14 protein-coding genes are annotated in these 14,531 nt (G+C 72.0%); 9 read left to right on the top strand and 5 right to left on the bottom strand.

Annotated elements, in window-relative coordinates; all coding sequences use genetic code 11:
• Window positions 1-18 precede the first annotated feature (18 nt).
• The gene (gene pruA, locus AB0O36_RS34895; RefSeq protein ID WP_365117493.1) at window positions 19-1,650 is read left to right on the top strand and encodes an L-glutamate gamma-semialdehyde dehydrogenase; all 1,632 of its coding nucleotides are present in this window, start codon (window positions 19-21) and stop codon (window positions 1,648-1,650) included.
• Between the two features lie 97 nt (window positions 1,651-1,747).
• Here the strand turns inward: pruA and AB0O36_RS34890 are convergent, their stop codons facing one another.
• Window positions 1,748-2,449, bottom strand: coding sequence for a nitroreductase family protein (locus AB0O36_RS34890; protein WP_365117491.1), 702 nt, complete (start codon window positions 2,447-2,449; stop codon window positions 1,748-1,750).
• Between the two features lie 88 nt (window positions 2,450-2,537).
• Between AB0O36_RS34890 and AB0O36_RS34885 the strand changes: the two genes are divergently transcribed.
• Both AB0O36_RS34885 and AB0O36_RS34880 read left to right on the top strand, forming a co-directional pair.
• The gene (locus AB0O36_RS34885; RefSeq protein WP_365117488.1) at window positions 2,538-3,266 is read left to right on the top strand and encodes a tyrosine-protein phosphatase; all 729 of its coding nucleotides are present in this window, start codon (window positions 2,538-2,540) and stop codon (window positions 3,264-3,266) included.
• Window positions 3,263-3,799: a GNAT family N-acetyltransferase gene (locus AB0O36_RS34880; RefSeq protein ID WP_365117486.1), complete on the top strand. Its 537-nt coding sequence runs from the start codon at window positions 3,263-3,265 to the stop codon at window positions 3,797-3,799. Before AB0O36_RS34885 ends, AB0O36_RS34880 begins: the two co-directional genes overlap by 4 nt.
• A 24-nt stretch (window positions 3,800-3,823) precedes the next feature.
• On the opposite strand, the gene AB0O36_RS34875 is transcribed toward AB0O36_RS34880, so the two are convergent.
• Entirely contained in the window at window positions 3,824-5,869 is a 2,046-nt protein-coding gene (locus tag AB0O36_RS34875; RefSeq protein ID WP_365117483.1) for a phosphocholine-specific phospholipase C, read from the bottom strand.
• 120 nt (window positions 5,870-5,989) lie between these two features.
• Window positions 5,990-7,000: an NADP-dependent oxidoreductase gene (locus tag AB0O36_RS34870; RefSeq protein WP_365117482.1), complete on the bottom strand. Its 1,011-nt coding sequence runs from the start codon at window positions 6,998-7,000 to the stop codon at window positions 5,990-5,992.
• A 111-nt stretch (window positions 7,001-7,111) separates the two neighbouring features.
• Here AB0O36_RS34870 and AB0O36_RS34865 point away from each other — a divergent pair, with 111 nt between their 5' ends.
• The 4 genes from AB0O36_RS34865 (at window position 7,112) to AB0O36_RS34850 (ending at window position 11,114) form a co-directional block, all read left to right on the top strand.
• Entirely contained in the window at window positions 7,112-8,044 is a 933-nt protein-coding gene (locus AB0O36_RS34865; protein WP_365117529.1) for a LysR family transcriptional regulator, read from the top strand.
• Between the two features lie 347 nt (window positions 8,045-8,391).
• The gene (locus AB0O36_RS34860) at window positions 8,392-8,538 is read left to right on the top strand and encodes a hypothetical protein (protein WP_365117479.1); all 147 of its coding nucleotides are present in this window, start codon (window positions 8,392-8,394) and stop codon (window positions 8,536-8,538) included.
• A 194-nt stretch (window positions 8,539-8,732) separates the two neighbouring features.
• Window positions 8,733-9,773, top strand: coding sequence for a 3-isopropylmalate dehydrogenase (locus AB0O36_RS34855; protein ID WP_365117477.1), 1,041 nt, complete (start codon window positions 8,733-8,735; stop codon window positions 9,771-9,773).
• 240 nt (window positions 9,774-10,013) lie between these two features.
• Window positions 10,014-11,114, top strand: coding sequence for a branched-chain amino acid aminotransferase (locus AB0O36_RS34850; protein ID WP_365117475.1), 1,101 nt, complete (start codon window positions 10,014-10,016; stop codon window positions 11,112-11,114).
• A gap of 107 nt (window positions 11,115-11,221) precedes the next feature.
• Here the strand turns inward: AB0O36_RS34850 and AB0O36_RS34845 are convergent, their stop codons facing one another.
• Window positions 11,222-11,407, bottom strand: coding sequence for a hypothetical protein (locus tag AB0O36_RS34845; RefSeq protein ID WP_365117472.1), 186 nt, complete (start codon window positions 11,405-11,407; stop codon window positions 11,222-11,224).
• Window positions 11,408-11,436: 29 nt separating this feature from the next.
• The gene (locus AB0O36_RS34840) at window positions 11,437-12,918 is read right to left on the bottom strand and encodes a cytosine permease (protein ID WP_365117471.1); all 1,482 of its coding nucleotides are present in this window, start codon (window positions 12,916-12,918) and stop codon (window positions 11,437-11,439) included.
• A 177-nt stretch (window positions 12,919-13,095) separates the two neighbouring features.
• Between AB0O36_RS34840 and ureA the strand changes: the two genes are divergently transcribed.
• Window positions 13,096-13,791, top strand: a complete 696-nt coding sequence (gene ureA, locus AB0O36_RS34835) for an urease subunit gamma (RefSeq protein WP_365117468.1) — start codon at window positions 13,096-13,098, stop codon at window positions 13,789-13,791.
• Window positions 13,788-14,531, top strand: a 744-nt coding sequence (locus AB0O36_RS34830) for an amidohydrolase family protein (RefSeq protein WP_365117466.1), incomplete at its 3' end; no start/stop codon positions are given. The genes ureA and AB0O36_RS34830, both read left to right, overlap by 4 nt.

Genomic DNA, 14,531 nt, shown 5'->3' with positions numbered 1-14,531 from the left:
TCTAGGAGTTTTCGACCCATGGACGCTGTGACCCAGGTCCCCGCGCCGGTCAACGAGCCGGTCCACACGTACGCCCCCGGCAGCGCCGAGCGGGCGCGTCTCGAAGCCCAGCTGAAGCAGCTCTCCGAGAACCCGATCGAGCTCCCGATGACCATCGGCGGCACCAAGCGCATGGGCGCCGGCGAGCGCTTCGACGTCGTCCAGCCGCACGACCACAAGTCGGTGCTCGGCACCTTCGCCAACGCCACCCAGGACGACGCCCGCGACGCCATCGACGCCGCCCTGGCCGCCGCCCCGGCGTGGCGCGCCATGTCCTTCGACGACCGTGCCGCGATCATCCTGCGCGCCGCCGAGCTGCTGTCCGGCCCGTGGCGCGAGAAGCTGGCCGCCTCCACCATGCTCGGCCAGTCCAAGACCGCCCAGCAGGCCGAGATCGACACCCCGTGCGAGCTCGTCGACTTCTGGCGCTTCAACGTGCACTTCGCCCGCCAGATCCTGGCCGAGCAGCCGATGGCCAACTCGGCCGGCGTGTGGAACCGCAGCGACCACCGCCCGCTGGAGGGCTTCGTCTACGCGATCACCCCGTTCAACTTCACCGCGATCGCCGGCAACCTGCCGACCGCGCCCGCGCTGATGGGCAACGTGGTGCTGTGGAAGCCGTCCCCCACCCAGACGCACGCGGCCGTCCTGCTGATGGAGCTGCTGGAGGAGGCCGGTCTCCCCAAGGGCGTCATCAACCTGGTGACGGGCGACGGCATCGCCGTCTCCGAGGTGGCCCTGACCCACCCCGAGCTGGCCGGCATCCACTTCACCGGCTCGACCAAGACCTTCCAGTACCTGTGGAAGACGGTCGGCAACAACATCGAGACCTACAAGTCCTACCCGCGCCTGGTCGGCGAGACCGGCGGCAAGGACTTCGTGGTGGCCCACCCGTCGGCCGACCGCGCCATTCTGAAGACCGCGCTGACCCGCGGCTCCTTCGAGTTCCAGGGCCAGAAGTGCTCGGCCTCCTCCCGCGCCTACGTCCCGGCGTCCATCTGGAACGACGGCTTCAAGGAGCAGTTCGCCGCCGAGGTCGACGGCATCACCATGGGTGACGTCCGCGACCTGACGAACTTCATCGGTGCCGTCATCGACGAGCGCTCCTTCGCCAAGAACAAGGCCGCGATCGACCGCGCCAAGGCCGACCCGACCTGCACCATCGTCGCCGGCGGCACCTACGACGACTCCGAGGGCTACTTCGTCCGCCCCACCGTCATCGAGTGCACCGACCCGGAGAACGAGGTCTTCACGACCGAGTACTTCGGCCCGATCCTCGCCGTCCACGTCTACGACGACGCCGATTACGACGCGATGCTGGACCAGATGGAGTCCGTCTCGGCGTACGCCCTGACCGGCTCGGTCATCGCCGCCGACCGTTACGCGGCCGCGCACACGATGGAGAAGCTCCGCTTCGCCGCGGGCAACTTCTACATCAACGACAAGTCCACCGGCGCCGTGGTCGGCCAGCAGCCCTTCGGCGGCGGCCGCGCCTCCGGCACCAACGACAAGGCGGGCGCCGCGTCGAACCTGCTCCGCTGGACCTCGACCCGCTCCATCAAGGAGACCCTGGTCCCGCCGACCGAGTACGGCTACCCCCACATGGGCTGACGCCCGACCGCGGGCCCGCAAGGGCCCGCCCCGAACCCCGCCCCCGCCCCGGTACCCCCAAGTCCGGAGCGGGGGCGGTTCCCATTCCCGGCGCGCCTCACACCTCGACCATCACCTGCTCCAGGGACTTGCGGACCAGGTCGGGCACCTGGCAGTCCTCCGCCGGGTAGCCGACCGGGATCACGGCGAACGCCTTCTCGTTCTCCGGCCGCCCCAGCACGTGCGCCAGGAAGCGCATCGGGCTGGGGGTGTGGACCATCGCCGCGAGGCCGCTCAGGTGGAGGGCGGACAGCAGCATGCCGACCGCGATGCCCACCGACTCGTCCACGTAGTAGTGCTTGCGCTTGGAGCCGTCCTCGCCGAGCCAGTAGCGCTGCCGGAACACCACGATCAGCGCCGGTGCGTCCGTGAGGTGGGTCTTGACGGCGTCCGTGCCCAGCGGGCGCAGGGCCGCCAGCCACTCGTCGCCGAGCCGGCCGTCGTAGGAGATCTCCTCCTCCTGCTCGGCGGCGGCCCGGATCCGCTGCCGGATCTCCGGGTCCTTGACCAGGACGAAGGTCCACGGCTGCTGGTGGGCCCCGGACGGCGCGGTCGCGGCACAGGCGATCGCGTCCCGGACCACCTGCTCGGGCACCGGGTCGGGGGAGAAGTGCCGCACGGTGCGCCGCCGGTCCATCCGGACCCGCAACTCGGCCGCACGGGCCAGGGATTCCTCGGCGGCCATCCGCTCGGGCCGGTAGGCCACGGGCCGGTAGGGCTCGCCGTGCGTGGGCGTCCACTGCTGGGTGGTAGTCGACATGGAACCGAGTCTGGTCCCGGGAACCGCCCTTGGCCACAAGGGCGTTGTACGGGGTGACTGTTTCCGTACGGGGCAAGCGGGGGGAATCGTGGCGGACGGGACCGGAGCGACGCGCTTCCTGGAGTGGGACGGCTGCCACAACACCCGCGATCTCCACCTCCCGGGCGGCCCCGCCCCGGCCGTCCTCGTCCGATCCGACCGCGTGACCGCCCTCACCGCGGTTGGCTGGGAGGCACTCCTCGACCACGGCGTCCGCACCGTCATCGACCTCCGCAACCCCGACGAGACCGCCGCGGACACGCACACGGCTCCTCGCCCGCCGGCCGTCACCACCCTCCACGTGCCGCTGGACGGCATCGAGCACCGCGACTTCTGGGACGTGTGGTGGGGCACCCCGGGCTTCGGCAGCCCCGAGTACTACGTGCCCTTCCTGCGGCGCTTCCCCGAGCGCATCGCCGACGTGGCCCGGGCCGTGGCGCACGCCGGACCCGGCGGGGTGCTCTTCCACTGCGCGCTCGGCCGGGACCGCACCGGCCTGATCGCCCTCGTCCTGCTCCGCCTGGCAGGCGCGGAGCCGGACCGGATAGCGGCCGACCACGCCCTGAGCGACTCCCGCATGCCGGCCTGGCACGCCGCGCACGGGCGGGCGTACGACCCGGGCCCGGTGGAGGCCCGCATGGCCGAGCTGGGGACCACCGGGCGCGAGCTCGCCCGGCGGGCCGCGGAATGGCTGGACGCACCCGGGTACCTGCGGTACGGCGGGCTGGACGCGGACGAGCTGCGTGCGCTGCGGGGGCGACTGGAGGGGGACGCATGACGGATGTGCGGCTGGTGCACACGGCCGGGTTGGGGCGGGAGGAGCTCGGGGAGCTGCGGGGGATGCTCGACGAGGCGTTCGAGGGGCAGTTCTCCGATGCGGACTTCGAGCACGGGCTCGGTGGGATGCACGCGCTGGTGCGCCGGGGAGGGCGGATCGTCGCGCATGGCAGCGTGGTGCAGCGGCGGGTGGTGCACGAGGGGCGGGCCCTGCGCACCGGGTACGTCGAGGCCGTGGCCGTACGGGCCGCCGACCGCGGGCAGGGCCTCGGGCACGCGGTGATGGGCGCGCTGGAGGAGGTCATCGGGCGGGCGTACGTCCTCGGCGCGCTGGCCGCCTCCGCCACCGGCGCCCCGCTGTACCGGAGCCGGGGGTGGGCGGCCTGGGGCGGCCGGCTCGGCGTGCTCGCCCCGGCCGGGCCCGTACGGCTGCCCGAGGAGGGGTCCACCTACCTGTGGGTGCCGCCCGGCGGGGCCCTGCCGGACCCCGCCGGGCCGCTGTGGTTCGACTGGCGTGAGGGTGATGTGCTCTGACCGCTTCCGATGCGCGCCCGGCCGCTACGAGCCCGAGACGCTCGGGGCACCCGTCTCGATGTGGCCGGTGTAGCGGCGGGACCAGGTGCCGTCGGAGTTCGCCAGGACGGTGAAGTCGTACCAGCCGCCCGAGTACGCGACCGCGTTGAAGTAGTCCTCCGTGGAGGAGCCGGCCGGGACGGTGTACGTCCACGGGCCGTCCGTGCGGTAGGCGTTCGACCGGATGGTGAAGGTCACCGGGGACCCCGAGGCGTTCTTCATCCTGAAGTACACGGCGAGCTTGCCCGTGCCCGGCTCCACCGCGATGCGGGCCGCGACCTCCAGGTCCTTGCCCGGCTTCGCGGCGTCACCGATGAAGCGCCGCAGGAAGCGGTTCGGGCCGTGCATGGAGATGTCGTACTTGCCGGACCCGCTGCCCAGGCCGATGTGGAAGTAGTCCGTGGCCGTGCTGCCGGCGTCCACCGTGTACTGCCAGGCCGACGTGTCCCGGTGCTGGTGCGGGTGGATCGAGAAGTGCGCCGGGCGGGTCGCCTGCGCGCCCTGGTTGGCCATCGAGAACCAGGCCTTGATCACCCCCGCGGCGCCGAACTCCAGCCGGTCCAGGTTGCCGTTCACCTGGTAGGGCAGCGCCCGCGCCGGACGGGTGCCCGGCTCCTGCGCGGGCAGCGCGTTGTCCTGCGGCACCGGGTTGGGCAGCGGGGCGCAGGTCGCCTGGCCGATGACCTTCGCCGTGGACGGCAGCCCGGCCGGGACCCCGTACACCGGGCGCGCGAAGTCGAAGACGCCGGTGAGGTCGCCGACCACCTTGCGGCGCCAGGCGCTGATGTTCGGGCAGAGGGCGGGCTTGCCCAGTGCCGTGGACCAGGTCTCCAGGAAGCGGAGGACGGAGGTGTGGTCGAAGACCTCCGAGCTGACCCAGCCGCCCCGGGTCCACGGCGACATCACCAGCATCGGGACGCGGAAGCCGAGGCCGACCGGGATCCCGTCGATGTACTCGCCGGCGGTGCCGGGCGGTGCCACCGGCGGCGGCACGTGGTCGAAGAATCCGTCGTTCTCGTCGTAGTTGAGGAAGAGGACGGTGGAGTCGAAGACCTCCGGGTCGGCCGCCAGGGCCCGGTAGACCAGGTCCACGAAGTGGGCGCCGTCACCCGGAGGGGCGTACGGGTGCTCGGAGAACGCCTGGTTGGCGACCACCCAGGAGACCTGGGGCAGGGTGCCGGCCACCACGTCCGCCCGGATCGCCGCCGCGATGTCGTCGGGCGTGGAGCCGGTGACGCGGGGCACGGAGGCCATGCCCTTGTCGTGCCAGGGGGTGCCGGGCGCCGCGTCCGTGAACTTCCTGAAGTAGGCCAGGCCGTTGTCCCCGTAGTTGTCCTGGGCGTTCTGGTAGACGCGCCAGGAGATCCCGGCCCGCTCCAGCGCCTCCGCGTACGTCTCCCAGGTCAGCCCGGACTCCTCGCCGCCGTCCTTGCTGGTGCCGTCGACCTTGCCGCTCCACAGGAAGGTGCGGTTGGGGCCGGTGGCGCTCAGCGTCGAACAGAAGTACGCGTCGCAGATCGTGTAGGCGTCGGCGAGGGCGTAGTGGAAGGGGATGTCCTCCCGGTCCAGGTGGCCCAGGGAGCGGGTGTTGCCCACGCCGGTCACCCAGTTGTCCATCCGGCCCTTGTTCCAGGCCGCGTGCTGCGAGGTCCAGCTGTGCGGCAGGTCGCCGGTGCACTGGGCCAGCGTGTCGCCGTCCGCGCCGCCCGCCGCGGGGGTGTCGGACAGCTTCCACGGGTACTGCCGGCCGCCCCAGTTGGGCTGGTTGAACATGCCCCAGCCGCCGGGCAGGTTGCCCGCGGCCCGGTCGCCGAACCCGCGGACCCCGCGCAGCCGCCCGAAGTAGTGGTCGAAGCTGCGGTTCTCCTGCATGAGGACGACCACGTGCTTCACGTCGGCGATGGTGCCGGTGGCGGCCGACGCCACCGCCGACGGGGACGCGGCCTCGGCGGTCCCGGCGGGCAGGGCCGCCGCCCCCGCCACGAGACCGGCCCCGATCCCCACGAACCCTCTACGGCTGATCGGTGTCACTGCCACTCACCTTCGACTCGGGCGCCCCGGCGGGCACGTCGTGCGCAAGGGTGGCGCCACCGCGTCCAAAGGTCCACGGCCGTGCAGTAATCAATGGGTGAACATCCCGGAACCCGGGCTTCAACCCCCCGTCCGGACCAGCATCTTGCCCAGGTTCTCCCCGCGCAGCATGCCCAGGAACGCCTCGACCGTACGGTCGAAGCCCTGGACAACGGTGGTGTCGGTGCCGATCCGGCCGCTCTGCAGGTGCGGCACGAGGAACTCCTCCAGCTCCTCCTGCAGATTGGTGTGGTTGCGAACCAATACGCCCTCCAGGCGGAGCGACTTGTGCACGACCTCGAAGAGGTTGCGCGGCGCGGCGGGCGAACGGTCGCCGTTGTACAGGGAGATGGCGCCGACCCAGGCGATCCGCCCGTACTCGCGCAGCACGTCGATCGCGCCCGCCAGGTGGTCCCCGCCGACGTTGTCGACGTACACGTCGATCCCGTCCGGCGCGGCCGCCGCGAGGAGTTCGCCGACCGGCCCGTCGTGGTAGTCGAAGGCCGCGTCGTAGCCGAGCCGCTCGGTGAGGTGCCGCACCTTCTCCGGGGATCCGGCGCTGCCGATGACCCGGCGGGCCCCCAGCAGTCGGGCGATGTGCCCGGCGGCGGTGCCGACCCCGCCGGCGGCCGAGGAGACGTACACGTCCTCGCCCTCCCGCAGGGCGGCCGTCCGGGTCAGCGCCGCGTACGCGGTGAGGCCCGTGCCACCGAGGATCGACAGGTGGGCCTCCGGCGGGACCCCCTCGTGGGCCCGGATCCTGCGGGTGCCGTCGACCCCGGCGGTGACCAGGGAGTGTGTCCGCCAGCCGGCCCGGTGGAAGACCAGATCGCCCTCGCGCAGCCCCGGGTCGCGGGAGGCGAGCACCCGGCCGACCGAGCGGCCCTCCAGCGGGGCGTGCAGATCGAAGCCGCCCTCGCCGCCGTCCATCATGCCCCGGTGGTAGGGGTCCACGGACAGCAGCAGGTTCTCGACGAGCGCGGTGCCCCGGCCGGGGGAGGGAACGGGCGATTCGGTGAACGTGAAGTCGGAGGCGGAGGGGAAGCCGGAGGGCCGGGCGGTCTGGTGGACGGCGTATGCGGTGTCGTTCATGACGGTGACGCTAGGAAGGAATCCGCAGGCCGGGCAGGGGGTTGGCCTCATGGAAGGCGCCGTTCCATGAACACCGCTCATGGAACGGGCCGCGACGAGCCACACGACGGCATGACGACGAGAGAAGAGGTGGGGTCCGTGGCCGGGTCCGCCCTGCAGGACCTGCTCACCCCGCAGGAGCTGCGCATCCTGGTGGCCGTCGCCGACGCCGGCGGCTTCTCGCCGGCCGGGGCCGCCCTGGGGATCACCCAGTCCGCCGTGTCCCACGCGGTGCGCGCCGCCGAGGCCAAGCTGGGCGCGGTGCTCTTCGACCGCGGCCGCTCCGGCGCCCGCCCCACCCCGGCGGGAGAACGCGCGGTGGGGCCGGCCCGCAGGATCCTCCGCCTGTACGAGCTGCTGGCCGCGGAGGTACGCGGTTCCGGGCAGGGCTCCGGGCCGCGCACCGCCGTGGGCCCCCTCCGGATCGCCGCGTTCCGCAGTGCGGCCCTGCACCTGCTGCCGGCCGTCCTGGAACGCCTCACCGCGCGCCACCCCGGCATCAGACCCGAGGTCCGCGTGGTGCGCGAGCTGGGCGCGGGCACGGCGGGGGAGGTGCAGGCGGGGCGTGCCGACCTCGGCATCGCCACGCTGGGCGGCTCCGACGGCGTACCGGCGGGGCTGCTGAGCGGGCTGCTGCTGGAAGAGCCGTACGCCCTGGTGCACCCGGCCGGCCACGCGGACCCGAAGTCGCTGCCCCTCCTGGACTGGGACGAGAACTGCGGCTCGTACACCCGGGCGTGGTGGCGGGCGCAGGACTGGATCCCCAGGGCCACGGTGAAGGCCGAGGACGACGGCATGGTGCTGACCATGGTCCAGCGCGGCCTCGGCATGGCGATCATGCCCGCGCTGTCCCTGACGGAAGCACCGGACACCGTCCGGATCGCCGACCTGGGACCGGATCGCCCCACCCGCTCGATCGGCTACGTGACCACCCGCGAGCTGGCCGCCACCCCGGCCGTCCAGGCCCTGATCCGCGAACTCCGCGCGACCCGCCCCACCCCCTGACCGCCGGATCCGGCCTCCGCACCGCCCGGACAGCGGAACCCTTCCGTCCGCTATGCGTCCCGAGATTCCCGGCTATCGGCGGCGTATCGCCCGGCCACCCCACGCATATCGCCCAAATATTCCTGTCTCAGATACTAGGAAGTCCGACTAACTGCCGAGACATACAGCGCGAGCTGCCCTAGCTTTGTAGAAGCCGAACGCATCGCCGACCAGGCGGATGGCGGTCGAGAGCGTGCGCCCCGTGCAGGCAACCCCTGCGGCGCCAAGCTCCCCGCCCCTTTCCGGCGCCTTGAAAGAACCCCTCACCCGTGGCCCCGCCACACCCCGCTCTCAAGGAGTCGATCGCCATGCACACCACCTCCAACGCCGCCCGTTCCGCCGCCGGCCGCCGCGTCCGCCGCTCCGGCTCCGCCGACGCCGACCGCCGCAACGCCGCCGCCGCCCTGCAGCGCTCCCTGGACCGCCGGGACAACGGCGGAGCCACCGGCCACTGAGCCCGCAACCGCCGGACGGGGCCGGCGTGGCCCCGCACGGCCCCGGACGGCCCCGCACAGGCCCGTCCGAGGCCCCGCACGGGCCCGTCCGAGGCACCTCCGCCCCCCGTTCGGACCACACCGCCGACGACGCGTTTGCGTCCACATGGTGGACGCAACGTGTCTGAAGGCTGGACGAGGAGTACGGTGCCGACATGTCGACCAGCATCAATCTCGCAGTGATCCCCGGTGATGGCATCGGCCAGGAAGTCGTGGCTCAGGGCCTCAAGGTCCTTACCGCGGTCCTGCCTCAGGATGTGAAGCTGGAGACCAAGGAATACGACCTCGGCGCGCAGCGCTGGCACCGCACCGGCGAGACCCTGCCGGACGCGGAGCTCGAATCCCTCAAGCACCACGACGCGATCCTGCTGGGCGCCATCGGCGACCCCTCCGTCCCGTCCGGCGTGCTGGAGCGCGGTCTGCTGCTGAAGCTCCGCTTCGCCTTCGACCACTTCATCAACCTGCGCCCGTCGAAGCTCTTCCCGAACACCGCGACCCCGCTCGCCGGCCGTCCGGACATCGACTTCGTCGTGGTCCGCGAGGGCACCGAGGGCCCGTACACCGGCAACGGCGGCAGCCTGCGCACCGGCACCCCCGCCGAGGTGGCCACCGAGGTCAGCATCAACACGGCCTACGGCGTGGAGCGCGTCGTCCGCGACGCCTACGAGCGGGCCAACTCCCGCCCCCGCAAGAAGCTGACGCTGGTCCACAAGAACAACGTCCTCGTGTACGCGGGCCACATGTGGAAGAACATCTTCGACAAGGTCGGCCAGGAGTACCCCGAGGTCACCACCGACTACCTGCACGTCGACGCGGCGACGATCTTCTTCGTCACCCAGCCCGAGCGGTTCGACGTCATCGTCACGGACAACCTCTTCGGTGACATCCTCACCGACCTGGCCGCCGCCGTCACCGGCGGAATCGGCCTGGCCGCCTCCGGGAACATCAACCCGACCGGCGCCTTCCCGTCCATGTTCGAGCCGGTCCACGGCTCGGCCCCGGACATCGCGGGCACCGGCAAGGCCGACCCGACCGCGACCATCCTCTCCGTCGCCCTCCTGCTGCGGCACCTCGGCTACGAGGCCGAGGCCGTCCGCATCGAGGACGCCGTCTCCGCCGACCTGGCCGAGCGCGACGGCACCTTCCGGTCGACCGACAAGATCGGCGACGCCCTCGCCGCCCGCGTAGCCGGCTGACCCGGCGCAGCAGCTCAGCTCCACCCAGAGAGAAGCCGCCGGGCGCATCCCCGCACCCGGCGGCTTTCCCTGTGCGTCCCCGGGTGCCACCATCTCCCCTGGGCCGCACCACCCCGGTTCTCCGAAAGACCGTCCCCGCGCGATAATCGAACGCGAGGCCGCGGAATACGGGGAAGCTCGGACGTCCTGGTACGCCGTGAGCGCGGTCCGCCATACACAAAAGGTGAAGGACAAGCACTCATGACGACGCCCACGATCGAGCTCAAGCCCTCCTCGAACCCGCTGTCCGACGCGGAGCGCGAAGCGATCCTGGCCAGCCCCGGATTCGGCCGCCACTTCACCGATCACATGGTGACGATCAAGTGGACCGAGGGCCGCGGCTGGCACGACGCGGAGCTGGTCCCGTACGCGCCGCTCTCCATCGACCCGGCGAACATGACCCTGCACTACGCGCAGACGATCTTCGAGGGCCTCAAGGCGTACAAGCAGCCCGACGGCACCGTCGCCACCTTCCGCCCCGAGGCGAACGCCGAGCGCTTCCAGTCCTCCGCCCGCCGCATCGCGATGCCGGAGCTGCCCACCGAGCTGTTCATCGCAGCCTGCGACGCCCTGATCCAGCAGGACCGGGCCTGGGTGCCGGACTCCGGCGAAGCCTCGCTCTACCTCCGGCCGTTCATGTTCGCCACCGAGGTCGGCCTCGGCGTGCGCCCGGCCAACGAGTTCCTGTTCATGGTCATCGCCTCCCCGGCCGGCGCCTACTTCCCCGGCGGTGTCAAGCCGGTCTCCGTCTGGCTCTCCGAGGAGTACGTCCGCGCCGTCAAGGGCGGCACCGGCGCGGCCAAGACCGGCGGCAACTACGCGGCCTCCCTGGTCGCGCAGGCCGAGGCGGCCGGGCAGGGCTGCGACCAGGTGGTCTGGCTGGACGCCAAGGAGCACCGCTGGGTCGAGGAGATGGGCGGCATGAACCTGTACTTCGTGTACGGGAACCCCGACGGCACCGCCCGCATCGTCACCCCCGAGCTCACCGGCTCGCTGCTCCCGGGCATCACCCGCGACTCGCTCCTCACCATCGCCCGCGACCTCGGCTACACGGCCGAGGAGGGCCGGATCTCCACCGACGACTGGAAGCGCGACACCGAGAACGGCACCCTCACCGAGGTGTTCGCCTGCGGTACCGCCGCCGTCATCACCCCGGTCGGCTCGGTGAAGTCCAACAACGCCAACTGGACCCAGGGCGACGGCACCCCGGGCGAGGTCACCATGCGGCTGCGCAAGGCGCTGCTCGCCCTGCAGACCGGCCACGCCGAGGACGCGCACGGCTGGATGCACCCGCTCGGCTAGACGCGCACAGCACGACGCGGACGCACACGCAGACGCAGATGGGGAGGGCCCCCGCCGGATCCGGCGGGGGCCCTCCCCATCTGCGCAGGTGCGGGGTTCCGGCGCGGTCAGTCGCCGGCCCCGTCCCCCTCCTTCGAGTCCTTCGTGTCCTGCTCGTCCTTCTTCTCCCCGTCCTTCGGCGGCCGGGTGCCGGCCTCCGGTCCCCCCAGCGCCATGACGGTGTCACCGAAGGCGTACGCCAGGCCCGCGACCCCCCGGGCGACCTTGCCCACCACTTCCACGAGCTCTTCCACGGCGCTTCCCCTCGTCCTGCGTACCGGTACTAGTCGGCGGTGGCGGCGGTGACAGCGGCAGCGGCACCGGCTGCCACGGCAGCGGGAGCTGCGAACGCCTCGACCTCCGCCTCCGCCTCCACGCCCCGGACCGCCTCGGCCCGGAACGTCAGCGCCGCGTAGACCAGACCGCCGACCAGCCCCGACAGGATGAAGCTGCAGTCCACCCCGCCGGTCAGCGACAGCAGCGGCGCCTCGTACAGCGGAGTGGAGACGGCGGCCAGGCCCACCGCCGCACCCGCCGCCCAGGAGGCGGTGGCGCGGAGGTTCCACCCGGCGCTGTACCAGTAGACGCCGCCGCGGGCCCGACGGTTGAACACCTGCAGGGCATCCGCGTCGTACCGGCCCCGGCAGCGCACGTAGCCGATCAGGGTGATGACCGCCCAGGGGGTGCCGACGGCGGTCAGCAGCAGCACGAAGGAGGTCATCGCGGCCTGCGCGTTCCACTCGAAGGAGCCGATGAACACGAAGGCGGTGGCGACGACCGCGGCGATCACGGTGGCCTTGGCACGGGTGGCCTTCGGCACGATCGCGTCGAGGTCCAGGCCCATGGAGTAGAGCATCAGCCCGGCGTTGCCCACCGAGCCGGCCGCGGCGGCCACCAGCAGCGGGACCAGGTACCAGACCGGGGAGGCGGCCACCAGCGGACCGGCGTACTCCAGACCGGCCCGGGAGGCCAGCGCCGTGTACACGCCGAACAGCTGCGGCACCAGCAGACCGACCAGCAGGCCCAGGCAGGTGGCCCAGAAGACCTTGCGGGAGCCGTACCGGGCGGGGGAGACGTAGCGGGTGTAGTCGCCCAGCAGGGTGATGAAGGCGACCGGGCCGCTCAGGCCGGCGGCGACGGCGGCCAGCAGCCAGGTCGGCCAGAAGGAGCCCAGCAGGTACGGGGTGTCCGGCGGGGCGGCGGTGGTGAAGTCGCCCGAGTACGCGAACACGCCGATGGCCAGCAGGACCACCATCACGATGGCGAGCAGCTTGCTCATCCGCAGCAGCAGCCGGTAGCCGAAGACGGCCCCGACGACGGTGCAGGCGGCCAGGACGCCGTACATCAGCGCCTTGGAGAGCCCGGTGTCCGGCAGGCCGGTGAGCCGGGCGAGGGCGCCCACCATGACGTCGCCGCCGATCCACAGCGTGAGCGCCGTGTAGCCGAGGGCGAGCAGCAGGCCGACTATCGAGCCGACGAGCCGGCCGCGGACGCCGAACTGGGCGCCGCTGGAGGTGGACAGATTGGTCCCGGTGCGCAGGGAGACCAGCGCGAGCGGCGCGGTGAACAGGATCCCGATGACGGTTCCGGCCACGATGGCGGTTACGGAGGGCCACAGGCCGAGTCCGAAGGAGGGCGGCAGCCAGCCGAAAACGATCACGCCGAGACAGAGGTTCGAGCCGAGCAGGATGGCCACGAGGTCACGAGGAGAGCTGGTGCGCTCCTCCTCGGGGATGGTGTCGACTCCGCGCTGTTCGATGGGCATGGGGGGACTCCCGAGCAGAGGACGAATGGGGGGACGGGCGAAGGGTGGGGTTGCATGGGGATTGTTTAGAGCGACACTCAATGTGACTCAAACCCATGTCGTAGGTCAATGGTTCCTTGCGGGGAAATGAAGAGTTAGAGTGGCGTTCTAAACTTTTGGACCTGGGAGGTGGACGTCGTGCGGCTGACCCCAACGGAGCGCGACCGGCTGCTGCTCTTCAGCGCGGCGGAACTGGCGCGCGCCCGGCATGCGCGCGGACTGAAGCTGAATGTCCCGGAGGCGACGGCCCTGATCGCGGACACGGTGTGTGAGGCCGCCCGCGACGGCAAGCGGCTCGCCGAGGCGATCGAGGCCGCCCGGAGCGTGCTCGGACCCGAGGACGTCCTGCCGGGCGTCGCCGACGTGGTCACCGAGGTGCACGTGGAGGCGGTCTTCGACGACGGATCCCGCCTCGCCGTGGTCTCCTCGCCGATCAAGGGCGCGGTGCCGCTCGGCGACGACGCCCCCGGCGCGGTCGTCCCCGGCCCCGAAACCCCCGCGGCCGAGCCGGAGGTGCGGCTGACCGTCCGGAACACCGCGACCGTTCCGGTCAGCGTGACCTCGCACTTCCACTTCTTCGAGGCGAACCCGCGGCTGGACTTCGACCGGGCCGCCGCCTACGGCATGCGCCTGTGCGTCCCGGCCGGATCCTCGGTCCGGTTCGACGCCGGCGGCGAGTTCGAGGTGGGCCTGGTGTCCATCGGCGGCGACCGGATCGCCATCGGCTTCGCCGGTCTCGTGGACGGGCCGCTGGACGCGCCCGGAGCCAGGGAAGAAGCCCTGCGCCGCGCCGCCGCGTGCGGCTACCTGGGAGTGGAGGAAGGAACGCGATGAGCAGGCCCACCAAGCACAGTGACCACTGCGCCCCCGGCAGCCGGCACATCGACCCGCACGAGTACGCCTCCGTCTTCGGCCCCCGGGCCGGCGACCGGGTCCGCCTGGGCGACTCCGGGCTGACCGTGCGGGTCGAGTCCGACGCCCAGAAGCAGGGCGACGAGTTCCTGGCCGGCTTCGGCAAGACCGCCCGTGACGGGCTGCACCTCAAGGCCGCCGCGGTCCGGGAGACCTGCGACGTCGTCATCAGCAACGTGCTGGTGATCGACGCGGTGCTGGGCATCCGCAAGGTGTCCGTCGGCATCCGCGAGGGCCGGATCCACGCGATCGGCCGGGCAGGCAACCCCGACACCCTTGACGGGGTCGACGTGGTCGTCGGCACCGGCACCTCGATCGTCTCCGGCGAGGGCCTGATCGCCACCGCCGGCGCCGTGGACACCCATGTCCACCTGCTCTCCCCGCGGATCATGGAAGCCTCGCTCGCCGCCGGTGTCACCACCGTCATCGGGCAGGAGTTCGGCCCGGTCTGGGGCGTCGGCGTCAACTCCCCGTGGGCGCTCAAGCACGCCTTCAACGCCTTCGACGCCTGGCCGGTGAACATCGGCTTCCTGGCCCGCGGCTCCTCCTCGGACGCCGCCCCGCTGATCGAGGCCCTGGCCGAGGGCGGCGCCTCCGGCTTCAAGGTGCACGAGGACATGGGCGCCCACACCCGGGCCCTGGACACCGCACTGCGGGTGGCC

The organism is Streptomyces sp. NPDC089799, assembly GCF_040684755.1.
In the GTDB taxonomy this organism is placed as follows: Bacteria; Actinomycetota; Actinomycetes; order Streptomycetales; family Streptomycetaceae; genus Streptomyces.
This window is presented reverse-complemented; position numbering and strand designations above follow the sequence as displayed.